This is a genomic window from Shewanella sp. ISS20, from assembly GCF_056522965.1.
Genome location: NZ_JAWRZK010000001.1, coordinates 2,844,400 through 2,870,108, shown reverse-complemented (window position 1 = coordinate 2,870,108; position 25,709 = coordinate 2,844,400). Strand labels below are relative to the sequence as shown.

The window sequence follows — 25,709 nt, the reverse complement described above, 5'->3', positions numbered from 1 at the left end:
TTGGAGCGGGCAGCGGGAATCGAACCCGCGTTATCAGCTTGGAAGGCTGGAGTAATACCATTATACGATGCCCGCGCAACCTAATCAGGCTACCTAACACTAGGAATATGGTGGAGGGAGAAGGATTCGAACCTTCGAAGGCTGAGCCGTCAGATTTACAGTCTGATCCCTTTGGCCACTCGGGAACCCCTCCAGAAAAATGGTGCCGGCACCAAGAGTCGAACTCGGGACCTACTGATTACAAGTCAGTTGCTCTACCAACTGAGCTATGCCGGCGTGTCATTTCGGAGCGGATAATATGGAATAATTGCCACGAGCGCAATAGAAAAATGCAATTATTCTCAAACATTGCATCAACGGCTGCTTTTTTGAACGAATACAAGGTTTGCCGTTCATTTTTTATGCCATTAACATTTACTCACGCCAAGGGTTGTCGACAACTGTTAGTATGGTGTACTGTGCAGGGCTTAATAGAGGACCTCGAATGCCAGTACAAAATAGCACCCAAGCAGCCTTGTATATGCCTTTTGCGCGTCAACAGTGGGCTGAGTTACGTAATGCAGTACCTTTGACTTTATCTCAGCAAGATATCGCTGATTTACAGGGACTCAACGAAGATCTCTCCTTGCAAGAGGTCACTGACATTTATTTGCCTCTGAGTCGACTATTAAACCTCATTATTGGTGCTAAACAAGTTCGCGGCCAAGTCGTGGAACAGTTTTTAGGTCAGCAACCTCATCGTAGCCCTTATATCATCAGTATTGCGGGGAGCGTTGCTGTGGGTAAAAGCACGACGGCCCGCATTTTACAGGCTTTGTTGCAGCGCTGGCCTGAACACCCAAGAGTGGATCTAGTGACTACCGATGGCTTTCTTTATCCGTTAGCCACCCTTAAGCGTAAAGGCCTCCTAAAGCGCAAAGGCTTTCCTGAAAGCTATGACACTAAAATGCTGATTGAGTTTGTGTCTGCAATTAAAGCAGGACTTAAGAATGTGACAGCGCCCATCTACTCACACATCACTTATGATCGCGTGGCTGAGCAGCAAGTGATTAATCAACCAGACATTCTTATCATCGAAGGCCTCAATGTTTTACAGACAGGTCTTGATGCGCCAGTTGATATAAAACGGCCTTTTGTTTCTGATTTTGTTGATTTTTCTATCTACGTAGATGCTGATGATGCCTTACTAAAAAATTGGTATATCAATAGGTTTTTACGTTTTAGAAGTGGTGCCTTCAGTGACCCTAAATCATTTTTCCATCACTACGCAAGCCTTAACGATCAACAAGCTGTTGAGACGGCAAGCAATATTTGGGACACTATTAATGGGCCCAATTTACGCCAAAATATCTTACCGACACGAGAGCGTGCCCACCTTATCTTGCGTAAAGGTGGACAGCATCGCATGGATCAAGTGCTGTTAAGAATGTGATTTCCTCAGGGTAATTTCGCCACCGATATAGCTTTTTTCTTCCAGTTCGGTGGCAAGCCTTACACCTCCCTGCTCATCAATCCCTAGATAGCGACCTGTTTCCATCTTATCGCCCATATGAATATTCACAGTTTTGCCAATAAATATGTCACTGCGTTGCCAGCGACTCATAAACGCAGCCAATCCTGCTTGCTCAAATTGCAGTAAATCTCGCGTTAACTGTTGCTGTAGAGCTATGATGATATTGCTCTTATTCAAGTCTTTGACTATATCGGCTAAATCACTCCATGGCTGATTGATATTTAGTCCACTTTGCTCTGGCATACAAATATTGACGCCTATACCTATGGCCAAATGACAGCCGCCATCGGCTTGCCCTTGCAGCTCAACCAAAATTCCAGCTAACTTTTTGCCTGAGCGATAAATATCATTAGGCCACTTCAATCCTAATTCGCTGACACCAAAAGACTCAAGCACCTTAACTAGACTGCAGCCTACGACTAGGCTCAATCCCATCAATTGAGTCATGTTGCCACTGGTTTGCCAATACTGGGTAAAATACAAGTGGCTACCATAAGGCGAAGTCCAAGTTTTACCACGGCGACCACGGCCACTCGTTTGGCTTTCTGCCACACAAATATCGCCGCGTTCTAAATCATTCACATGACTCAACACAAACGCATTGGTTGAATCTATTTGATCGAAATAAAAGCTGCGCGCGGAAATCGCACTTTTAAGCTCATCAGCATCCGCAAGTTGCACTGCACTTGCCAGTTTATAACCTTTACCTTTGACACTGTATATCGCCACGCCGAGCGCGATTAAGCCATCAATATGTTTGTTGATAGCGCTGCGGCTCACGCCCAGTTCCTGCGCCATGCACTCACCAGAGGTAAAATGTCCGCTGGTTAATAATTCTAAAATTTGTCGCTTCCGCTGCCAGTGATCTATCATAGCGCTGCTATTACTCCCTGATTCGCAATTAAACGGGGCTCAATCTCAAGTGTTACCATAAACAAACTATATACCTTAGCCACGACATGATTCGCTAATGCTGCCACCTCAGCGCCGGTGGCGCCACCAAGATTAATCAGCACTAACGCTTGATGCTTGTGAACTGCCGCTCGCCCTAATTCAAACCCCTTTAAGCCAGCATGCTCAATCAACCAGCCGGCCGCTAATTTCACGCGGCCATCATCAAGTGCATAGCCAACAATACTCGGAAACTTACGAGCTAGCTGCTGGTATGTGACAACATCGACTATGGGATTTTTAAAGAAACTGCCAGCGTTACCGTAAATAGCAGGATCGGGTAATTTACTGCGTCTAACTTCACAGACGCAGTCAAATATTTGCTTGGGCGTAACAGTGGCTTTATCAAAGTCTTGTAGCGGTCCGTAATTGAGTAGCGGCGTCCATGATTTGGCTAATTTAATACCAACACTTAAGATGACTGCCGTCTGTTGCAGTTCATGCTTAAAAATCGATTCACGGTAATCAAAGCCGCATTGCTCGGCAACTAATCTAATGATTTCGCCTGAGGTTAAATCAAGATACTCAACCCAAGCACAAACGTCACAAAACTCTTTACCGTAAGCGCCAATGTTTTGAATGGGAGCGGCGCCAACACAGCCAGGAATTAATGCCATGTTCTCTAAACCTGGCATATTCATAGCTAAAGTCTGTTCAACCAGTTCATGCCAATTAACGCCAGCTTCAACCTCCAAATAATACCAATCTTGATCGTCACTCACCTTTAGCCCTTGGGAATCGACTTTAATGACGGAGCCAAGAAAATCATCTAGCAAGACTAAATTGCTCCCGCCACCTATGATTAACATTGGTTGGCTTTGTTGATGACACGCAAGCGCCATAGCAATTAACTGCTGCCGATTATTGGCCAGTTTAAATTCGAGACAAGATTGATCGATACCAAAGGTGTTAAAGGACTTGAGTGAATTACCAATCATGATGCTGTTCATTTAGAAATAATGACACCATTGTATCAGCCAATTTTAAATAATTGACCATGGTGAGGAGTTAATAGCGAAAACAATGACATTTAGGGCTATGATAATTGCTCTATTCCATGACGACATAGCCAGTAATTGCCTCTTTCCAAGGAATGATTGGCTTTGTCATTCGCACGTTGCTCAGGAACCGACTTTAAATTTCAAGTAGCATTAGCCATCCGATGCTTACGCCCTCGCTGATAGCGGCACCTTCTTGGAAATCTGTGCTCATCGTGTACCCTAACAAGCAAAAAGTAGCCTATAAATCTTTTAAAACTAACGAAAAAAGCCCGTTGCATGGCAACGGGCTTTATCGACTCTCTTCCGAGAAATTAGGCGCCTGGAGATGACCTACTCTCGCATGGGGAAACCCCACACTACCATCGGCGCGACTGCGTTTCACTTCTGAGTTCGGAATGGGATCAGGTGGTGCCACAGTGCTATGGTCTCCAGACAAATTTGGAAATTCAGAAAGCTAATTATTGAGTACTCAATCTTCAATCAAGTATTTTTCGATTCTTTCAGGCTTGTTCAGTAAAACCCATCTGGGTTGTATGGTTAAGCCTCTCGGGTCATTAGTACAAGTTAGCTCAACGCCTCACAACGCTTACACACCTTGCCTATCAACGTCCTAGTCTCGGACGGCCCTTCAGAGGACTTATAGTCCTAGGGATGACTCATCTTGGGGCTCGCTTCCCGCTTAGATGCTTTCAGCGGTTATCGATTCCGAACGTAGCTACCGGGCAATGCCATTGGCATGACAACCCGAACACCAGCGGTTCGTCCACTCCGGTCCTCTCGTACTAGGAGCAGCTCCCCTCAATCATCCAACGCCCACGGCAGATAGGGACCGAACTGTCTCACGACGTTCTGAACCCAGCTCGCGTACCACTTTAAATGGCGAACAGCCATACCCTTGGGACCGACTTCAGCCCCAGGATGTGATGAGCCGACATCGAGGTGCCAAACACCGCCGTCGATATGAACTCTTGGGCGGTATCAGCCTGTTATCCCCGGAGTACCTTTTATCCGTTGAGCGATGGCCCTTCCATTCAGAACCACCGGATCACTATGACCTACTTTCGTACCTGCTCGACGTGTCTGTCTCGCAGTTAAGCTGGCTTATGCCATTGCACTAACCGTACGATGTCCGACCGTACTTAGCCAACCTTCGTGCTCCTCCGTTACTCTTTGGGAGGAGACCGCCCCAGTCAAACTACCCACCAGGCACTGTCCCTAATCCCGATAAGGGACCTAGGTTAGAACATCAAAACTACAAGGGTGGTATTTCAAGGACGACTCCACACAAACTAGCGTTCATGCTTCAAAGTCTCCCACCTATCCTACACATGTAGGTTCAATGTTCAGTGCCAAGCTATAGTAAAGGTTCACGGGGTCTTTCCGTCTAGCCGCGGGTATACGGCATCTTCACCGCAATTTCAACTTCACTGAGTCTCGGCTGGAGACAGCGTGGCCATCATTACGCCATTCGTGCAGGTCGGAACTTACCCGACAAGGAATTTCGCTACCTTAGGACCGTTATAGTTACGGCCGCCGTTTACCGGGGCTTCGATCATGAGCTTCTCCGAAGATAACCCAATCAATTAACCTTCCGGCACCGGGCAGGCGTCACACCGTATACTTCATCTTGCGATTTTGCACAGTGCTGTGTTTTTGATAAACAGTTGCAGCCACCTGGTATCTGCGACTCCCGCTAGCTTAGAGAGCAAGTCTCATCACCGGCAGGAGCGTACCTTCTCCCGAAGTTACGGTACCATTTTGCCTAGTTCCTTCAGCCGAGTTCTCTCAAGCGCCTTGGTATTCTCTACCCGACCACCTGTGTCGGTTTGGGGTACGATTCCTGCTAACCTGAAGCTTAGAAGATTTTCCTGGAAGCATGGCATCAACTACTTCAGTCCCGTAGGACCTCGTCATCAGCTCTCAGCGTATGTATTCCCGGATTTGCCTAAGAATACCGCCTACCACCTTAAACGCGGACTACCAACGCCGCGCTAGCCTAGCCTTCTCCGTCTCTCCATCGCAGTTAGCACAAGTACGGGAATATTAACCCGTTTCCCATCGACTACGCCTTTCGGCCTCGCCTTAGGGGTCGACTCACCCTGCCCCGATTAACGTTGGACAGGAACCCTTGGTCTTCCGGCGAGGGGGTTTTTCACCCCCTTTATCGTTACTCATGTCAGCATTCGCACTTCTGATACCTCCAGCGTGGGTTACTCCTTCACCTTCAACGGCTTACAGAACGCTCCTCTACCGCGCATCTCTAATGAAATGCACCCGTAGCTTCGGTGACTAGCTTAGCCCCGTTACATCTTCCGCGCAGGCCGACTCGACTAGTGAGCTATTACGCTTTCTTTAAATGATGGCTGCTTCTAAGCCAACATCCTAGCTGTCTAAGCCTTCCCACATCGTTTCCCACTTAGCTAGTACTTTGGGACCTTAGCTGACGGTCTGGGTTGTTTCCCTTTTGACAACGGACGTTAGCACCCGCTGTCTGTCTCCCGCATAGTACTCATTGGTATTCGGAGTTTGCAAAGGGTTGGTAAGTCGGGATGACCCCCTAGCCTTAACAGTGCTCTACCCCCAATGGTATTCGTGCGAGGCGCTACCTAAATAGCTTTCGAGGAGAACCAGATATCTCCCGGTTTGATTGGCCTTTCACCCCCAGCCACAAGTCATCCGCTAATTTTTCAACATTAGTCGGTTCGGTCCTCCAGTTGATGTTACTCAACCTTCAACCTGCCCATGGCTAGATCACCGGGTTTCGGGTCTACACCTAGCAACTAAACGCGCAGTTAACACTCGGTTTCCCTACGGCTCCGCTATTCGCTTAACCTCGCTACTAAATGTAAGTCGCTGACCCATTATACAAAAGGTACGCAGTCACGGTCTCAAGAACCGCTCCCACTGCTTGTACGTATACGGTTTCAGGTTCTATTTCACTCCCCTCACAGGGGTTCTTTTCGCCTTTCCCTCACGGTACTGGTTCACTATCGGTCAGTCAGGAGTATTTAGCCTTGGAGGATGGTCCCCCCATGTTCAGACAACATATCACGTGTGCCGCCTTACTCGTTTTCATCTAAGGTTAGTTTTCATGTACGGGACTATCACCCTGTACCGTTGGACTTTCCAGACCATTCCACTAACACCCCCTAGACTTAAGGGCTAATCCCCGTTCGCTCGCCGCTACTTAGGGAATCTCGGTTGATTTCTTTTCCTCTGGGTACTTAGATGTTTCAGTTCCCCAGGTTCGCCTCATACAGCTATGTATTCACTGTATGATGACCACTTATGTGGCCGGGTTTCCCCATTCGGACATCGTTAGCTCAAATGCTTGTTACTAGCTCGCCAACGCTTTTCGCAAGTTACTACGTCCTTCATCGCCTCTGACTGCCAAGGCATCCACCGTATACGCTTAGTCACTTAACCATACAACCCAAATGAGTTTCACTTGAGCGTATTGCAACTAGCTGGTTTTTACTGTCTCTTGCTTTCGCAAAAGAACGCCTTGATTTACTTCATTTCTGAAGTTAAAGAATATCCAAAACACTTGATTAAAGTATTTTGAGAACTCAATTTTGTATCACCTAATGCTCGCGCATTAAGTTCTACTATCAGCTTTCCAAATTTTTAAAGAACGACACCCCTTCAAAGGAAGGTAATGTTTTGCTCGTCAACAAGACAAGGCAATCTGTGTGAACACTCAACAGTAATGCTAAATCGCATAGGTAAGGAGGTGATCCAGCCCCAGGTTCCCCTAGGGCTACCTTGTTACGACTTCACCCCAGTCATGAACCACACCGTGGTAAACGCCCTCCCCGAAGGGTTAAGCTATCTACTTCTGGTGCAGCCCACTCCCATGGTGTGACGGGCGGTGTGTACAAGGCCCGGGAACGTATTCACCGTGGCATTCTGATCCACGATTACTAGCGATTCCGACTTCATGGAGTCGAGTTGCAGACTCCAATCCGGACTACGATCGGCTTTGTGAGATTAGCTCCACCTCGCGGCTTTGCAACCCTCTGTACCGACCATTGTAGCACGTGTGTAGCCCTACTCGTAAGGGCCATGATGACTTGACGTCGTCCCCACCTTCCTCCGGTTTATCACCGGCAGTCTCCCTAGAGTTCCCACCATTACGTGCTGGCAAATAAGGATAAGGGTTGCGCTCGTTGCGGGACTTAACCCAACATTTCACAACACGAGCTGACGACAGCCATGCAGCACCTGTCTCAGAGTTCCCGAAGGCACTAAGCTATCTCTAGCGAATTCTCTGGATGTCAAGAGTAGGTAAGGTTCTTCGCGTTGCATCGAATTAAACCACATGCTCCACCGCTTGTGCGGGCCCCCGTCAATTCATTTGAGTTTTAACCTTGCGGCCGTACTCCCCAGGCGGTCTACTTAATGCGTTAGCTTGAGAGCCCAGTGTTCAAGACACCAAACTCCGAGTAGACATCGTTTACGGCGTGGACTACCAGGGTATCTAATCCTGTTTGCTCCCCACGCTTTCGTGCATGAGCGTCAGTCTTTGTCCAGGGGGCCGCCTTCGCCACCGGTATTCCTTCAGATCTCTACGCATTTCACCGCTACACCTGAAATTCTACCCCCCTCTACAAGACTCTAGTTTGCCAGTTCAAAATGCAATTCCCAGGTTGAGCCCGGGGCTTTCACATCTCGCTTAACAAACCGCCTGCGCACGCTTTACGCCCAGTAATTCCGATTAACGCTCGGACCCTCCGTATTACCGCGGCTGCTGGCACGGAGTTAGCCGGTCCTTCTTCTGTAGGTAACGTCACAGCTAACGGGTATTAACCGTCAACCTTTCCTCCCTACTGAAAGTGCTTTACAACCCGAAGGCCTTCTTCACACACGCGGCATGGCTGCATCAGGGTTTCCCCCATTGTGCAATATTCCCCACTGCTGCCTCCCGTAGGAGTCTGGGCCGTGTCTCAGTCCCAGTGTGGCTGATCATCCTCTCAGAACAGCTAGGGATCGTCGCCTAGGTGAGCCTTTACCTCACCTACTAGCTAATCCCACCTGGGCTTATCCATCAGCGCAAGGACCCGAAGGCTCCCCTGCTTTCCCCCGTAGGGCGTATGCGGTATTAGCAGTCGTTTCCAACTGTTATCCCCCACAAATGGGCAAATTCCCAGGCATTACTCACCCGTCCGCCGCTCGCCGGCAAAGTAACAAGTTACTTCCCGCTGCCGCTCGACTTGCATGTGTTAGGCCTGCCGCCAGCGTTCAATCTGAGCCATGATCAAACTCTTCAATTAAAGTTTTGTTCGGACCCAAAGGTCCTGCTCAATGAATTCTGTCGATTCGATGATAAATCACCGAATTTGCATGTTATGCGGACATCTTCGTTGAAGTCTCTTGCGAGACGTTTTAAATCGTTGTCGATTTATCAACTACTGTGAATGTCCACACAGATTTGCTTGTCTTCTACTTGTTAAAGAACGTTGCCGCTACGGGCTAGGGATGCGTATTTTACGCATAAACCTGAGTGTGTCAAGCCCTTATTTCAGGCTTGGATTCAAGCGGTTAAACTTTCGCCTAACACCCTTAATCACTCATGGTTAACTTGCTTCGCAAGTTCCATCCTGACCCAGTATCGTTGCCTTACAGCGCCGTTTTCCATGTCAGTGGGGCGCATTATAGGGCGCTGCCACAATTGCGCAAGCGCTAATTGGGCCGCCCTCGACTGACTGCTCACTTAGCCATCCATATGGATAAAAATGACACGATCCTGAGCTTTTATGACGTGGATTTAACTAAATCGCATGTCACAAGCAGCGCGAAACGGAGGTAACCGTCCAGCGAACCACACCTCGCATCGTTAATCTGATTATTTGAAAATATCTGCTCATTGATAAATTTGGAGCAGGTGATGACAACTCACAAAACAAGTCAGCAGTGGCGACAGTTACTTTTACAACGCAATACTTTTAGTGGCACTAATATCGAATTTTGCCAGCAACATAATGTCTCGATTACCACCTATTATAAACAGCGCGCTTTACTGGGTAAGCAACAGTACCAGCCAAGCGTGTCAGAGCAAACATCTCACGTTACTCAATCACGCTTTATACAACTAAAACAAACCACCACTGAAGTCTGCACGCAAACTCATCAACACCCAGTGCTGTTTGATACCCGAACTGGCCAACTCACTCTTTCAGCGGATTTAGCAACAACGGATATCCTTACCATCATTAAGGGGCTAATGGCATGAGGATGTTTGTTGATGTGCCTTCCGTCTATTTATGTGCCGATGCTGTCGATTTTCGTAAATCGATTAATGGATTAGCCGCCTTAGTCGAAGCCGAGCTTGAACTACCGGTGCTCAGTGGTGCGCTATTTGTATTTTGTAATAAAGGCCGTGACAAACTCAAATTACTTTATTGGGATAACACTGGCTTTGCGCTGTGGTATAAGCGATTAGATAAGCATAAGTTCAAATGGCCCAAACTCATGTCACCCACAATGACATTAACCGAGCAGCAATTACACTGGTTATTAGGGGGTTATGATGTCATTGGCCACAGTAAAATTGATGTGACGGGTAAGCAACTACTTTAATATTTGCGATCAATTGATGATCATCAAAACAAGGTCAATTAGCACTACAAAGCCTTTCGATATGCCTTAACATAGGCGTCATGAAAAATGAACTCGCCCTTACACAGCGCATTGCTGAACTTGAAAAACTGTTAGCGCAGAAGGATGCACTCATCGCAGCCTTGGAAGAGCGCTGGCGCTTGGCTCAACAAAAACAATTCGGCAAAAGTGCTGAAGGCTTTGTTGGGCAAGGCGAGTTATTCAATGAAGTGGAAGAGATTGTTGAAGCCATTGAGGCCGAGCAACAAACCATTAGCTATACCCGCAAAAAGCCTGTGCGTAAGCCACTGCCAAAAGACTTACCTCGCGAGCAAGTTATCCATGATATCACCGATAAGACCTGTGATTGCTGTGGCGGTGAGTTACATAAAATGGGCGAGGATAAATCAGAAAAGCTTGAGTTTATTCCAGCCAAAATCAAAGTGATTGAGCACATTAGGCCTAAATACGCTTGCCGCCACTGTGATAAATCCTCGACTCAAACGCCGATTAAACAAGCCTCAATGCCAGCGATGCCAATCAATAAAGGCATTGCTACAAGCAGTTTACTCAGTCAGCTTATCACCAGTAAATATCAATACGGGTTACCGCTTTATCGCCAGGAAGCGATGTTTAAGCAATATGGCATTGAGCTCAGTCGCCAGACAATGAGCAGCTGGATAGACAAATCAGCCACCCTCTTCGCACCATTAGTTGAACGGCTTAAAACAGAGTTGTTAAAACAGCCCACGTTGTTTGCGGATGAAACGCCATTAAAAGTGGTGAAATCCGATAAAGTAAACAGCTACATGTGGGTCTATTGCTCAGGTCGAGATTCACCAGCCCCGAATAATCCTATCCCTAATATTGTGCTTTACGACTTCCATAACAGTCGGGCTGCCGCCTGCGTGGTCAATTATCTTGATGGATATCAAGGCTATTTGCACGTAGATGGATATCAAGCTTATGAAAAAACACAGGCAACCCTAGTGGGATGCTGGGCACACGCTCGTCGTAAATTTATCGAGGCAAAAAAGCTGCAAGGCAAAAATAAAACCGGCAAAGCGGATATGGTATTAAGCCTTATCCAAAAACTGTACGGTGTAGAGTCACGCATCAACGATAAAAGTCCTGATGAAAAGTACATTGCCAGACAAGAGGCTAGCCTGCCTATCCTAGGCAAGCTAAAAGCATGGCTTGAGCAAAACCAGCCCAATTTAGTGGGTAATACCAAACTGATGGAGGCAGCTAATTACCTGGCTAATCAATGGCACAAACTCATTCGTTATGTTGATGATGGCAGATTGAGTATTGATAACAATCGTGCAGAGCGAGCCGTAAAACCGTTTGTGATTGGCCGAAAAAATTGGTTATTCAGTCAGACAGCTAATGGGGCCCATGCCAGTGCCACGCTTTACAGTATTGTCGAAACGGCAAAGGTCAATGGCTTAGTACCATTTGATTACATCATGGCTTGTCTTAATGAACTGTGCCAACCAGCACCGGATATCGACAGCCTGTTACCATGGAACTTTAAAAGATAGGTGTAGTTGCCCAGACGCTTACAAACGGAGTGCTGGAGAGTCGATAATTATCAGCCACAGGCTTAACAGTATTGATATCTACAACCCAATAATGGGTCATAGAGTTAGGCAAGGCGGCTTTTTATCACGATTGGGGATATGCATGCACAGTAAGAAAAATAAGCCGGAGTCAATGGAGCAGAACGGTTGATGTTCAACAGCTCAACATGGAAGCCAAGATTTTTAAAATGAGTCTATTTGCAAAAGCTCATCAGGCTTTCTATCTAATAATTGCGCTAAAGCGCTTATTGATAAGTAAATGACTCTGTATTCAGTTCATTTTATTTTTAGCATATAACGAAAAAAGCCTCAGCATTTCTGCTGAGGCTTTCATCTTTATGTTGGCGGAGCGGACGGGACTCGAACCCGCGACCCCCGGCGTGACAGGCCGGTATTCTAACCAACTGAACTACCGCTCCTTTAGTGATGGCTTGCGCTTCTCACTAAATTCTTTTAGCGTCGCTAACATGTCAGCGTTAGGAGACGTGCTTTTGCAAGCAAATTAGGCGCCTGGAAATGACCTACTCTCGCATGGGGAAACCCCACACTACCATCGGCGCGACTGCGTTTCACTTCTGAGTTCGGAATGGGATCAGGTGGTGCCACAGTGCTATGGTCTCCAGACAAATTTGGAATTCGGAAAGCTGTCAAAAAATGGTGGTCGCTACTGGGCTCGAACCAGTGACCCCCTCCTTGTAAGGGAGGTGCTCTCCCAGCTGAGCTAAGCGACCTGGGATTTTTTGCTATTGAGTACTCAATCTTCAATCAAGTATTTTTCGATTCTTTCAGGTTTGTTCAGTAAAACCCATCTGGGTTGTATGGTTAAGCCTCTCGGGTCATTAGTACAAGTTAGCTCAACGCCTCACAACGCTTACACACCTTGCCTATCAACGTCCTAGTCTCGGACGGCCCTTCAGAGGACTTATAGTCCTAGGGATGACTCATCTTGGGGCTCGCTTCCCGCTTAGATGCTTTCAGCGGTTATCGATTCCGAACGTAGCTACCGGGCAATGCCATTGGCATGACAACCCGAACACCAGCGGTTCGTCCACTCCGGTCCTCTCGTACTAGGAGCAGCTCCCCTCAATCATCCAACGCCCACGGCAGATAGGGACCGAACTGTCTCACGACGTTCTGAACCCAGCTCGCGTACCACTTTAAATGGCGAACAGCCATACCCTTGGGACCGACTTCAGCCCCAGGATGTGATGAGCCGACATCGAGGTGCCAAACACCGCCGTCGATATGAACTCTTGGGCGGTATCAGCCTGTTATCCCCGGAGTACCTTTTATCCGTTGAGCGATGGCCCTTCCATTCAGAACCACCGGATCACTATGACCTACTTTCGTACCTGCTCGACGTGTCTGTCTCGCAGTTAAGCTGGCTTATGCCATTGCACTAACCGTACGATGTCCGACCGTACTTAGCCAACCTTCGTGCTCCTCCGTTACTCTTTGGGAGGAGACCGCCCCAGTCAAACTACCCACCAGGCACTGTCCCTAATCCCGATAAGGGACCTAGGTTAGAACATCAAAACTACAAGGGTGGTATTTCAAGGACGACTCCACACAAACTAGCGTTCATGCTTCAAAGTCTCCCACCTATCCTACACATGTAGGTTCAATGTTCAGTGCCAAGCTATAGTAAAGGTTCACGGGGTCTTTCCGTCTAGCCGCGGGTATACGGCATCTTCACCGCAATTTCAACTTCACTGAGTCTCGGCTGGAGACAGCGTGGCCATCATTACGCCATTCGTGCAGGTCGGAACTTACCCGACAAGGAATTTCGCTACCTTAGGACCGTTATAGTTACGGCCGCCGTTTACCGGGGCTTCGATCATGAGCTTCTCCGAAGATAACCCAATCAATTAACCTTCCGGCACCGGGCAGGCGTCACACCGTATACGTCATCTTGCGATTTTGCACAGTGCTGTGTTTTTGATAAACAGTTGCAGCCACCTGGTATCTGCGACTCCCGCTAGCTTAGAGAGCAAGTCTCATCACCGGCAGGAGCGTACCTTCTCCCGAAGTTACGGTACCATTTTGCCTAGTTCCTTCAGCCGAGTTCTCTCAAGCGCCTTGGTATTCTCTACCCGACCACCTGTGTCGGTTTGGGGTACGATTCCTGCTAACCTGAAGCTTAGAAGATTTTCCTGGAAGCATGGCATCAACTACTTCAGTCCCGTAGGACCTCGTCATCAGCTCTCAGCGTATGTATTCCCGGATTTGCCTAAGAATACCGCCTACCACCTTAAACGCGGACTACCAACGCCGCGCTAGCCTAGCCTTCTCCGTCTCTCCATCGCAGTTAGCACAAGTACGGGAATATTAACCCGTTTCCCATCGACTACGCCTTTCGGCCTCGCCTTAGGGGTCGACTCACCCTGCCCCGATTAACGTTGGACAGGAACCCTTGGTCTTCCGGCGAGGGGGTTTTTCACCCCCTTTATCGTTACTCATGTCAGCATTCGCACTTCTGATACCTCCAGCGTGGGTTACCCCTTCACCTTCAACGGCTTACAGAACGCTCCTCTACCGCGCATCTCTAATGAAATGCACCCGTAGCTTCGGTGACTAGCTTAGCCCCGTTACATCTTCCGCGCAGGCCGACTCGACTAGTGAGCTATTACGCTTTCTTTAAATGATGGCTGCTTCTAAGCCAACATCCTAGCTGTCTAAGCCTTCCCACATCGTTTCCCACTTAGCTAGTACTTTGGGACCTTAGCTGACGGTCTGGGTTGTTTCCCTTTTGACAACGGACGTTAGCACCCGCTGTCTGTCTCCCGCATAGTACTCATTGGTATTCGGAGTTTGCAAAGGGTTGGTAAGTCGGGATGACCCCCTAGCCTTAACAGTGCTCTACCCCCAATGGTATTCGTGCGAGGCGCTACCTAAATAGCTTTCGAGGAGAACCAGATATCTCCCGGTTTGATTGGCCTTTCACCCCCAGCCACAAGTCATCCGCTAATTTTTCAACATTAGTCGGTTCGGTCCTCCAGTTGATGTTACTCAACCTTCAACCTGCCCATGGCTAGATCACCGGGTTTCGGGTCTACACCTAGCAACTAAACGCGCAGTTAACACTCGGTTTCCCTACGGCTCCGCTATTCGCTTAACCTCGCTACTAAATGTAAGTCGCTGACCCATTATACAAAAGGTACGCAGTCACGGTCTCAAGAACCGCTCCCACTGCTTGTACGTATACGGTTTCAGGTTCTATTTCACTCCCCTCACAGGGGTTCTTTTCGCCTTTCCCTCACGGTACTGGTTCACTATCGGTCAGTCAGGAGTATTTAGCCTTGGAGGATGGTCCCCCCATGTTCAGACAACATATCACGTGTGCCGCCTTACTCGTTTTCATCTAAGGTTAGTTTTCATGTACGGGACTATCACCCTGTACCGTTGGACTTTCCAGACCATTCCACTAACACCCCCTAGACTTAAGGGCTAATCCCCGTTCGCTCGCCGCTACTTAGGGAATCTCGGTTGATTTCTTTTCCTCTGGGTACTTAGATGTTTCAGTTCCCCAGGTTCGCCTCATACAGCTATGTATTCACTGTATGATGACCACTTATGTGGCCGGGTTTCCCCATTCGGACATCGTTAGCTCAAATGCTTGTTACTAGCTCGCCAACGCTTTTCGCAAGTTACTACGTCCTTCATCGCCTCTGACTGCCAAGGCATCCACCGTATACGCTTAGTCACTTAACCATACAACCCAAATGAGTTTCACTTGAGCGTATTGCAACTAGCTGGTTTTTACTGTCTCTTGCTTTCGCAAAAGAACGCCTTGATTTACTTCATTTCTGAAGTTAAAGAATATCCAAAACACTTGATTAAAGTATTTTGAGAACTCAATTTTGTATCACCTAATGCTCGCGCATTAAGTTCTACTATCAGCTTTCCAAATTTTTAAAGAACGACACCCCTTCAAAGGAAGGTAATGTTTTGCTCGTCAACAAGACAAGGCAATCTGTGTGAACACTCAACAGTAATGCTAAATCGCATAGGTAAGGAGGTGATCCAGCCCCAGGTTCCCCTAGGGCTACCTTGTTACGACTTCACCCCAGTCATGAACCACACCGTGGTAAACGCCCTCCCCGAAGGGTTAAGCTATCTACTTCTGGTGCAGCCCACTCCCATGGTGTGACGGGCGGTGTGTACAAGGCCCGGGAACGTATTCACCGTGGCATTCTGATCCACGATTACTAGCGATTCCGACTTCATGGAGTCGAGTTGCAGACTCCAATCCGGACTACGATCGGCTTTGTGAGATTAGCTCCACCTCGCGGCTTTGCAACCCTCTGTACCGACCATTGTAGCACGTGTGTAGCCCTACTCGTAAGGGCCATGATGACTTGACGTCGTCCCCACCTTCCTCCGGTTTATCACCGGCAGTCTCCCTAGAGTTCCCACCATTACGTGCTGGCAAATAAGGATAAGGGTTGCGCTCGTTGCGGGACTTAACCCAACATTTCACAACACGAGCTGACGACAGCCATGCAGCACCTGTCTCAGAGTTCCCGAAGGCACTAAGCTATCTCTAGCGAATTCTCTGGATGTCAAGAGTAGGTAAGGTTCTTCGCGTTGCATCGAATTAAACCACATGCTCCACCGCTTGTGCGGGCCCCCGTCAATTCATTTGAGTTTTAACCTTGCGGCCGTACTCCCCAGGCGGTCTACTTAATGCGTTAGCTTGAGAGCCCAGTGTTCAAGACACCAAACTCCGAGTAGACATCGTTTACGGCGTGGACTACCAGGGTATCTAATCCTGTTTGCTCCCCACGCTTTCGTGCATGAGCGTCAGTCTTTGTCCAGGGGGCCGCCTTCGCCACCGGTATTCCTTCAGATCTCTACGCATTTCACCGCTACACCTGAAATTCTACCCCCCTCTACAAGACTCTAGTTTGCCAGTTCAAAATGCAATTCCCAGGTTGAGCCCGGGGCTTTCACATCTCGCTTAACAAACCGCCTGCGCACGCTTTACGCCCAGTAATTCCGATTAACGCTCGGACCCTCCGTATTACCGCGGCTGCTGGCACGGAGTTAGCCGGTCCTTCTTCTGTAGGTAACGTCACAGCTAACGGGTATTAACCGTCAACCTTTCCTCCCTACTGAAAGTGCTTTACAACCCGAAGGCCTTCTTCACACACGCGGCATGGCTGCATCAGGGTTTCCCCCATTGTGCAATATTCCCCACTGCTGCCTCCCGTAGGAGTCTGGGCCGTGTCTCAGTCCCAGTGTGGCTGATCATCCTCTCAGAACAGCTAGGGATCGTCGCCTAGGTGAGCCTTTACCTCACCTACTAGCTAATCCCACCTGGGCTTATCCATCAGCGCAAGGACCCGAAGGCTCCCCTGCTTTCCCCCGTAGGGCGTATGCGGTATTAGCAGTCGTTTCCAACTGTTATCCCCCACAAATGGGCAAATTCCCAGGCATTACTCACCCGTCCGCCGCTCGCCGGCAAAGTAACAAGTTACTTCCCGCTGCCGCTCGACTTGCATGTGTTAGGCCTGCCGCCAGCGTTCAATCTGAGCCATGATCAAACTCTTCAATTAAAGTTTTGTTCGGACCCAAAGGTCCTGCTCAATGAATTCTGTCGATTCGATGATAAATCACCGAATTTGCATGTTATGCGGACATCTTCGTTGAAGTCTCTTGCGAGACGTTTTAAATCGTTGTCGATTTATCAACTACTGTGAATGTCCACACAGATTTGCTTGTCTTCTACTTGTTAAAGAACGTTGCCGCTACGGGCTAGGGATGCGTATTTTACGCATAAACCTGAGTGGGTCAAGCCCTTATTTCAGGCTTGGATTCAAGCGGTTAAACTTTCGCCTAACACCCTTAATCACTCATGGTTAACTTGCTTCGCAAGTTCCATCCTGACCCAGTATCGTTGCCTTACAGCGCCGTTTTCCATGTCAGTGGGGCGCATTATAGGGCGCTGCCACAATTGCGCAAGCGCTAATTGGGCCGCCCTCGACTGACTGCTCACTTAGCCATCCATATGGATAAAAATGACACGATCCTGAGCTTTTATGACGTGGATTTAACTAAATCGCATGTCACAAGCAGCGCGAAACGGAGTGCTGGAGAGTCGATAATTATCAGCCACAGGCTTAATAGTATTGATATCTACAACCCAATAATGGGTCATAGAGTTAGGCAAGGCGGCTTTTTATCACGATTGGGGATATGCATGCACAGTAAGAAAAATAAGCCGGAGTCAATGGAGCAGAACGGTTGATGTTCAACAGCTCAACATGGAAGCCAAGATTTTTAAAATGAGTCTATTTGCAAAAGCTCATCAGGCTTTCTATCTAATAATTGCGCTAAAGCGCTTATTGATAAGTAAATGACTCTGTATTCAGTTCATTTTATTTTTAGCATATAACGAAAAAAGCCTCAGCATTTCTGCTGAGGCTTTCATCTTTATGTTGGCGGAGCGGACGGGACTCGAACCCGCGACCCCCGGCGTGACAGGCCGGTATTCTAACCAACTGAACTACCGCTCCTTTAGTGATGGCTTGCGCTTCTCACTAAATTCTTTTAGCGTCGCTAACATGTCAGCGTTAGGAGACGTGCTTTTGCAAGCAAATTAGGCGCCTGGAAATGACCTACTCTCGCATGGGGAAACCCCACACTACCATCGGCGCGACTGCGTTTCACTTCTGAGTTCGGAATGGGATCAGGTGGTGCCACAGTGCTATGGTCTCCAGACAAATTTGGAATTCGGAAAGCTGTCAAAAAATGGTGGTCGCTACTGGGCTCGAACCAGTGACCCCCTCCTTGTAAGGGAGGTGCTCTCCCAGCTGAGCTAAGCGACCTGGGATTTTTTGCTATTGAGTACTCAATCTTCAATCAAGTATTTTTCGATTCTTTCAGGTTTGTTCAGTAAAACCCATCTGGGTTGTATGGTTAAGCCTCTCGGGTCATTAGTACAAGTTAGCTCAACGCCTCACAACGCTTACACACCTTGCCTATCAACGTCCTAGTCTCGGACGGCCCTTCAGAGGACTTATAGTCCTAGGGATGACTCATCTTGGGGCTCGCTTCCCGCTTAGATGCTTTCAGCGGTTATCGATTCCGAACGTAGCTACCGGGCAATGCCATTGGCATGACAACCCGAACACCAGCGGTTCGTCCACTCCGGTCCTCTCGTACTAGGAGCAGCTCCCCTCAATCATCCAACGCCCACGGCAGATAGGGACCGAACTGTCTCACGACGTTCTGAACCCAGCTCGCGTACCACTTTAAATGGCGAACAGCCATACCCTTGGGACCGACTTCAGCCCCAGGATGTGATGAGCCGACATCGAGGTGCCAAACACCGCCGTCGATATGAACTCTTGGGCGGTATCAGCCTGTTATCCCCGGAGTACCTTTTATCCGTTGAGCGATGGCCCTTCCATTCAGAACCACCGGATCACTATGACCTACTTTCGTACCTGCTCGACGTGTCTGTCTCGCAGTTAAGCTGGCTTATGCCATTGCACTAACCGTACGATGTCCGACCGTACTTAGCCAACCTTCGTGCTCCTCCGTTACTCTTTGGGAGGAGACCGCCCCAGTCAAACTACCCACCAGGCACTGTCCCTAATCCCGATAAGGGACCTAGGTTAGAACATCAAAACTACAAGGGTGGTATTTCAAGGACGACTCCACACAAACTAGCGTTCATGCTTCAAAGTCTCCCACCTATCCTACACATGTAGGTTCAATGTTCAGTGCCAAGCTATAGTAAAGGTTCACGGGGTCTTTCCGTCTAGCCGCGGGTATACGGCATCTTCACCGCAATTTCAACTTCACTGAGTCTCGGCTGGAGACAGCGTGGCCATCATTACGCCATTCGTGCAGGTCGGAACTTACCCGACAAGGAATTTCGCTACCTTAGGACCGTTATAGTTACGGCCGCCGTTTACCGGGGCTTCGATCATGAGCTTCTCCGAAGATAACCCAATCAATTAACCTTCCGGCACCGGGCAGGCGTCACACCGTATACTTCATCTTGCGATTTTGCACAGTGCTGTGTTTTTGATAAACAGTTGCAGCCACCTGGTATCTGCGACTCCCGCTAGCTTAGAGAGCAAGTCTCATCACCGGCAGGAGCGTACCTTCTCCCGAAGTTACGGTACCATTTTGCCTAGTTCCTTCAGCCGAGTTCTCTCAAGCGCCTTGGTATTCTCTACCCGACCACCTGTGTCGGTTTGGGGTACGATTCCTGCTAACCTGAAGCTTAGAAGATTTTCCTGGAAGCATGGCATCAACTACTTCAGTCCCGTAGGACCTCGTCATCAGCTCTCAGCGTATGTATTCCCGGATTTGCCTAAGAATACCGCCTACCACCTTAAACGCGGACTACCAACGCCGCGCTAGCCTAGCCTTCTCCGTCTCTCCATCGCAGTTAGCACAAGTACGGGAATATTAACCCGTTTCCCATCGACTACGCCTTTCGGCCTCGCCTTAGGGGTCGACTCACCCTGCCCCGATTAACGTTGGACAGGAACCCTTGGTCTTCCGGCGAGGGGGTTTTTCACCCCCTTTATCGTTACTCATGTCAGCATTCGCACTTCTGATACCTCCAGCGTGGGTTACCCCTTCACCTTCAACGGCTTACAGAACGCTCCTCTACCGCGCATCTCTAATGAAATGCACCCGTAGCTTCGGTGACTAGCTTAGCCCCGTTACATCTTCCGCGCAGGCCGACTCGACTAGTGAGCTATTACGCTTTCTTTAAATGATGGCTGCTTCTAAGCCAACATCCTAGCTGTCTAAGCCTTCCCACATCGTTTCCCACTTAGCTAGTACTTTGGGACCTTAGCTGACGGTCTGGGTTGTTTCCCTTTTGACAACGGACGTTAGCACCCGCTGTCTGTCTCCCGCATAGTACTCATTGGTATTCGGAGTTTGCAAAGGGTTGGTAAGTCGGGATGACCCCCTAGCCTTAACAGTGCTCTACCCCCAATGGTATTCGTGCGAGGCGCTACCTAAATAGCTTTCGAGGAGAACCAGATATCTCCCGGTTTGATTGGCCTTTCACCCCCAGCCACAAGTCATCCGCTAATTTTTCAACATTAGTCGGTTCGGTCCTCCAGTTGATGTTACTCAACCTTCAACCTGCCCATGGCTAGATCACCGGGTTTCGGGTCTACACCTAGCAACTAAACGCGCAGTTAACACTCGGTTTCCCTACGGCTCCGCTATTCGCTTAACCTCGCTACTAAATGTAAGTCGCTGACCCATTATACAAAAGGTACGCAGTCACGGTCTCAAGAACCGCTCCCACTGCTTGTACGTATACGGTTTCAGGTTCTATTTCACTCCCCTCACAGGGGTTCTTTTCGCCTTTCCCTCACGGTACTGGTTCACTATCGGTCAGTCAGGAGTATTTAGCCTTGGAGGATGGTCCCCCCATGTTCAGACAACATATCACGTGTGCCGCCTTACTCGTTTTCATCTAAGGTTAGTTTTCATGTACGGGACTATCACCCTGTACCGTTGGACTTTCCAGACCATTCCACTAACACCCCCTAGACTTAAGGGCTAATCCCCGTTCGCTCGCCGCTACTTAGGGAATCTCGGTTGATTTCTTTTCCTCTGGGTACTTAGATGTTTCAGTTCCCCAGGTTCGCCTCATACAGCTATGTATTCACTGTATGATGACCACTTATGTGGCCGGGTTTCCCCATTCGGACATCGTTAGCTCAAATGCTTGTTACTAGCTCGCCAACGCTTTTCGCAAGTTACTACGTCCTTCATCGCCTCTGACTGCCAAGGCATCCACCGTATACGCTTAGTCACTTAACCATACAACCCAAATGAGTTTCACTTGAGCGTATTGCAACTAGCTGGTTTTTACTGTCTCTTGCTTTCGCAAAAGAACGCCTTGATTTACTTCATTTCTGAAGTTAAAGAATATCCAAAACACTTGATTAAAGTATTTTGAGAACTCAATTTTGTATCACCTAATGCTCGCGCATTAAGTTCTACTATCAGCTTTCCAAATTTTTAAAGAACGACACCCCTTCAAAGGAAGGTAATGTTTTGCTCGTCAACAAGACAAGGCAATCTGTGTGAACACTCAACAGTAATGCTAAATCGCATAGGTAAGGAGGTGATCCAGCCCCAGGTTCCCCTAGGGCTACCTTGTTACGACTTCACCCCAGTCATGAACCACACCGTGGTAAACGCCCTCCCCGAAGGGTTAAGCTATCTACTTCTGGTGCAGCCCACTCCCATGGTGTGACGGGCGGTGTGTACAAGGCCCGGGAACGTATTCACCGTGGCATTCTGATCCACGATTACTAGCGATTCCGACTTCATGGAGTCGAGTTGCAGACTCCAATCCGGACTACGATCGGCTTTGTGAGATTAGCTCCACCTCGCGGCTTTGCAACCCTCTGTACCGACCATTGTAGCACGTGTGTAGCCCTACTCGTAAGGGCCATGATGACTTGACGTCGTCCCCACCTTCCTCCGGTTTATCACCGGCAGTCTCCCTAGAGTTCCCACCATTACGTGCTGGCAAATAAGGATAAGGGTTGCGCTCGTTGCGGGACTTAACCCAACATTTCACAACACGAGCTGACGACAGCCATGCAGCACCTGTCTCAGAGTTCCCGAAGGCACTAAGCTATCTCTAGCGAATTCTCTGGATGTCAAGAGTAGGTAAGGTTCTTCGCGTTGCATCGAATTAAACCACATGCTCCACCGCTTGTGCGGGCCCCCGTCAATTCATTTGAGTTTTAACCTTGCGGCCGTACTCCCCAGGCGGTCTACTTAATGCGTTAGCTTGAGAGCCCAGTGTTCAAGACACCAAACTCCGAGTAGACATCGTTTACGGCGTGGACTACCAGGGTATCTAATCCTGTTTGCTCCCCACGCTTTCGTGCATGAGCGTCAGTCTTTGTCCAGGGGGCCGCCTTCGCCACCGGTATTCCTTCAGATCTCTACGCATTTCACCGCTACACCTGAAATTCTACCCCCCTCTACAAGACTCTAGTTTGCCAGTTCAAAATGCAATTCCCAGGTTGAGCCCGGGGCTTTCACATCTCGCTTAACAAACCGCCTGCGCACGCTTTACGCCCAGTAATTCCGATTAACGCTCGGACCCTCCGTATTACCGCGGCTGCTGGCACGGAGTTAGCCGGTCCTTCTTCTGTAGGTAACGTCACAGCTAACGGGTATTAACCGTCAACCTTTCCTCCCTACTGAAAGTGCTTTACAACCCGAAGGCCTTCTTCACACACGCGGCATGGCTGCATCAGGGTTTCCCCCATTGTGCAATATTCCCCACTGCTGCCTCCCGTAGGAGTCTGGGCCGTGTCTCAGTCCCAGTGTGGCTGATCATCCTCTCAGAACAGCTAGGGATCGTCGCCTAGGTGAGCCTTTACCTCACCTACTAGCTAATCCCACCTGGGCTTATCCATCAGCGCAAGGACCCGAAGGCTCCCCTGCTTTCCCCCGTAGGGCGTATGCGGTATTAGCAGTCGTTTCCAACTGTTATCCCCCACAAATGGGCAAATTCCCAGGCATTACTCACCCGTCCGCCGCTCGCCGGCAAAGTAACAAGTTACTTCCCGCTGCCGCTCGACTTGCATGTGTTAGGCCTGCCGCCAGCGTTCAATCTGAGCCATGATCAAACTCTTCAATTAAAGTTTTGTTCGGACCCAAAGGTCCTGCTCAATGAATTCTGTCGATTCGATGATAAATCACCGAATTTGCATGTTATGCGGACATCTTCGTTGAAGTCTCTTGCGAGACGTTTTAAATCGTTGTCGATTTATCAACTACTGTGAATGTCCACACAGATTTGCTTGTCTTCTACTTGTTAAAGAACGTTGCCGCTACGGGCTAGGGATGCGTATTTTACGCATAAACCTGAGTGGGTCAAGCCCTTATTTCAGGCTTGGATTCAAGCGGTTAAACTTTCGCCTAACACCCTTAATCACTCATGGTTAACTTGCTTCGCAAGTTCCATCCTGACTCAGTATCGTTGCCTTACAGCGCCGTTTTCCATGTCAGTGGGGCGCATTATAGGGCGCTGCCACAATTGCGCAAGCGCTAATTGGGCCGCCCTCGACTGACTGCTCAGTTAGCCATCTATATGGATAAAAAGGACGCAAACGCGTCCTTTTTATGAGTGGTTTAACGATTCAAACCTGTTTAACCACAGCTTAATGACTAAAGAAGCGCGACTCTTGCTCGGCTACGACTTGCTTACCGTCTATGTCTGTTAGTACTTGAATCGAGATTTTAGTGATTGGCCGCTTAAGATTAATAGGATCCATCTCAATACTAATAGGCAGTACTAACACTTCGCCGCCTTGGGACTTAACTTCTTTAGGCCCTAACCACTGATAATCCTCTAAACCTTCCACCTTAAATTGGTGAATATGAGCTTGCTCTGTCTTATTGAGGATTTTTAAGGTGTAGGTATTTTCAATCATACCGTCAAGATTTGTGCGATATAGAGTATTTCTATCGCGGATGACATCTACCCGCATTGGGGCAATGCTGGCGGTGGCATAAGTCAGTAGCAGTATCATCACCACCAGTACGGCGCCGTAGCCCAGTAACTTCGGACGCAATACCTGCTCTTGTTTGCCTTCTAACTTATTCTCAGTGGTGTAACTAATCAGTCCTTTAGCGTAACCCATGCGGTCCATGGTTTGATCGCAAGCATCAATACAGGCACCGCAGTTAATACACTCGTATTGCAAACCATTGCGAATATCGATACCCGTTGGGCAAACCTGTACACATAAGTCACAGTCGATACAGTCACCTAAGCCTTGCTCTTTATGATCGGCTTTTCTCGATCTTGGTCCACGTGTTTCGCCGCGCGCGGCATCGTAACCCACTATATAGGTATTCTTATCAAACATAGCCGATTGGAAGCGCGCATACGGGCACATGTGCACACACATGATTTCACGCATCCAGCCGGCGTTGCCATAAGTTGCCAGGGTAAAGAACATCACCCAGAAATAGATGCCACCACTAGCATTAAGGCTAAAAAAGTCACTGTAGAGTTCTGAGGTGGGGACGAAATACGATACGAAAGTCATGGCTGTCAACCAAGACACTAATATCCATGCCAAATGCTTAGCGCTCTTACGCCAAACTTTATTGAATGACCATGGCATTTCATCTAGCTTGATCCGCTTGTTGCGGGCTCCTTCTATTTTTTCTTCAAACCAAATAAAAATAAAAGTCCACACGGTTTGTGGGCAGGTATATCCGCACCATACTCGCCCTAAATAGGTGGTGATAAAAAATAAGCCAAACGCGGCAATCATCAAGACGGCAGCAAGCAGGGTTAGATCTTGCGGCCAAATAGTTAAACCAAAAATATGAAACTTTTGTTCGCCGAGGTTAAACCACACGGCTTGGCGGTTTCCCCAAGGTATCCAAGGCAGTAATAAGAAGAATGCCATAGCAACCCAACCCATGCGGCGCCGAAGCTGAGTCCAGACGCCTTGAACGGCACGGACATAAATGCGATTGCTTGGATTAAACCGGTCGGCTTTGCTGGCATCAGGCTGATGGATCTTGATACGTTCCGCCTTAGAAAAATCCTTATTCCCCGATCCTGACGTCATAATTCAATGCCTTACTGCGTTGGTTTATTTTAAGTTTCTGCTTTATTATACCCATCATTGTAATGGTTATTCACCTAGTTGGGCTAAAAGATGAAGGGATGGATTATAATCGGCACGGTTGGTGCGGCCTTGTATTACACAGCTACTACCACCACTTTGCTTGATACGCCGATCACAGCCGGCAAATCAGTGCTGCAAGGTTGGCATAGCAAAATCCAATCCTTAACCGGTACTAAGATAATCAAAGCTGATACGGCCTTTTCATCACTGAAACAGCAGGTTGAAGGACGCTTATCCAGTCATGAGCTGAAGCATCTTGATACCATCATTGTTAGCCCAGAATCCATCGCCCAATTTTCCGAGCAATATTGCCAATCAACTCGTGTAGCGCACCCAATTATCAGCGTTGATAATGTACGCTTTATTTGCGACCGCCTATAACCTGTCGTTGGTGGCA

Annotated in this window: 8 protein-coding genes, 7 tRNA genes and 9 rRNA genes; 5 read left to right on the top strand and 19 right to left on the bottom strand. The window is 48.5% G+C overall.

Translation table 11 applies throughout. The features are described from left to right. Position 1: 1 nt before the first annotated feature. The 3 genes from AC1HDP_RS13020 to AC1HDP_RS13010 all read right to left on the bottom strand — a co-directional run bounded on the left by AC1HDP_RS13020 (position 2) and on the right by AC1HDP_RS13010 (position 276). Positions 2–75, bottom strand: a tRNA-Gly gene (locus AC1HDP_RS13020). Positions 76–108: 33 nt separating this feature from the next. Further along, a tRNA-Tyr gene (locus tag AC1HDP_RS13015) sits at positions 109–193 on the bottom strand. A 7-nt stretch (positions 194–200) separates the two neighbouring features. Beyond that, positions 201–276, bottom strand: a tRNA-Thr gene (locus AC1HDP_RS13010). A 208-nt stretch (positions 277–484) separates the two neighbouring features. Between AC1HDP_RS13010 and coaA the strand changes: the two genes are divergently transcribed. Then, the gene (gene coaA / locus AC1HDP_RS13005; protein ID WP_479639076.1) at positions 485–1,432 is read left to right on the top strand and encodes a type I pantothenate kinase; all 948 of its coding nucleotides are present in this window, start codon (positions 485–487) and stop codon (positions 1,430–1,432) included. Here the strand turns inward: coaA and birA are convergent. From birA to AC1HDP_RS12980, 5 genes are all read right to left on the bottom strand, one after another. Next, complete coding sequence (gene birA, locus AC1HDP_RS13000; RefSeq protein ID WP_479639075.1) at positions 1,421–2,386, bottom strand: bifunctional biotin--[acetyl-CoA-carboxylase] ligase/biotin operon repressor BirA; 966 nt, start codon at positions 2,384–2,386, stop codon at positions 1,421–1,423. The two genes, coaA and birA, sit on opposite strands and share 12 nt — an antisense overlap. Then, entirely contained in the window at positions 2,383–3,405 is a 1,023-nt protein-coding gene (gene murB / locus AC1HDP_RS12995; RefSeq protein ID WP_479639893.1) for a UDP-N-acetylmuramate dehydrogenase, read from the bottom strand. Before murB ends, birA begins: the two co-directional genes overlap by 4 nt. A 377-nt stretch (positions 3,406–3,782) precedes the next feature. Further along, a 5S ribosomal RNA gene (rrf, locus tag AC1HDP_RS12990) occupies positions 3,783–3,898 on the bottom strand. Between the two features lie 100 nt (positions 3,899–3,998). Further along, positions 3,999–6,891, bottom strand: a 23S ribosomal RNA gene (locus AC1HDP_RS12985). A gap of 300 nt (positions 6,892–7,191) precedes the next feature. Then, positions 7,192–8,738: ribosomal RNA gene (locus AC1HDP_RS12980) — 16S ribosomal RNA — on the bottom strand. The 16S, 23S and 5S rRNA genes sit together here, the layout of an rRNA operon. Before the next feature lie 614 nt (positions 8,739–9,352). Here AC1HDP_RS12980 and AC1HDP_RS12975 point away from each other — a divergent pair. From AC1HDP_RS12975 to tnpC, 3 genes are all read left to right on the top strand, one after another. Continuing rightward, entirely contained in the window at positions 9,353–9,697 is a 345-nt protein-coding gene (locus AC1HDP_RS12975) for an IS66 family insertion sequence element accessory protein TnpB (protein ID WP_140929966.1), read from the top strand. Further along, on the top strand, positions 9,694–10,044 hold the full coding sequence (tnpB, locus tag AC1HDP_RS12970) for an IS66 family insertion sequence element accessory protein TnpB (protein ID WP_140929967.1): 351 nt from the start codon (positions 9,694–9,696) through the stop codon (positions 10,042–10,044). The genes AC1HDP_RS12975 and tnpB overlap by 4 nt, the downstream gene beginning before the upstream one ends. A gap of 80 nt (positions 10,045–10,124) precedes the next feature. Further along, entirely contained in the window at positions 10,125–11,606 is a 1,482-nt protein-coding gene (tnpC, locus tag AC1HDP_RS12965; protein WP_140929968.1) for an IS66 family transposase, read from the top strand. 381 nt (positions 11,607–11,987) lie between these two features. Here tnpC and AC1HDP_RS12960 read toward each other — a convergent pair. From AC1HDP_RS12960 to ccoG, 11 genes are all read right to left on the bottom strand, one after another. Next, positions 11,988–12,064 (bottom strand) — tRNA-Asp (locus AC1HDP_RS12960). 89 nt (positions 12,065–12,153) lie between these two features. Then, positions 12,154–12,269 (bottom strand): 5S ribosomal RNA (gene rrf, locus AC1HDP_RS12955). Positions 12,270–12,300: 31 nt separating this feature from the next. Continuing rightward, positions 12,301–12,376 (bottom strand) — tRNA-Val (locus AC1HDP_RS12950). Between the two features lie 87 nt (positions 12,377–12,463). After that, positions 12,464–15,356 (bottom strand): 23S ribosomal RNA (locus AC1HDP_RS12945). A gap of 300 nt (positions 15,357–15,656) precedes the next feature. After that, a 16S ribosomal RNA gene (locus tag AC1HDP_RS12940) occupies positions 15,657–17,203 on the bottom strand. Positions 17,204–18,086: 883 nt separating this feature from the next. After that, a tRNA-Asp gene (locus AC1HDP_RS12935) sits at positions 18,087–18,163 on the bottom strand. A gap of 89 nt (positions 18,164–18,252) precedes the next feature. Next, a 5S ribosomal RNA gene (gene rrf / locus AC1HDP_RS12930) occupies positions 18,253–18,368 on the bottom strand. Positions 18,369–18,399: 31 nt separating this feature from the next. Further along, positions 18,400–18,475, bottom strand: a tRNA-Val gene (locus tag AC1HDP_RS12925). An 87-nt stretch (positions 18,476–18,562) separates the two neighbouring features. Then, positions 18,563–21,455 (bottom strand): 23S ribosomal RNA (locus AC1HDP_RS12920). A gap of 300 nt (positions 21,456–21,755) precedes the next feature. Beyond that, positions 21,756–23,302, bottom strand: a 16S ribosomal RNA gene (locus AC1HDP_RS12915). Between the two features lie 522 nt (positions 23,303–23,824). Beyond that, on the bottom strand, positions 23,825–25,252 hold the full coding sequence (gene ccoG / locus AC1HDP_RS12910; protein ID WP_479639074.1) for a cytochrome c oxidase accessory protein CcoG: 1,428 nt from the start codon (positions 25,250–25,252) through the stop codon (positions 23,825–23,827). A 90-nt stretch (positions 25,253–25,342) separates the two neighbouring features. Between ccoG and AC1HDP_RS12905 the strand changes: the two genes are divergently transcribed. Then, positions 25,343–25,693, top strand: a complete 351-nt coding sequence (locus AC1HDP_RS12905) for a hypothetical protein (RefSeq protein ID WP_479639073.1) — start codon at positions 25,343–25,345, stop codon at positions 25,691–25,693. Positions 25,694–25,709 lie beyond the last annotated feature (16 nt).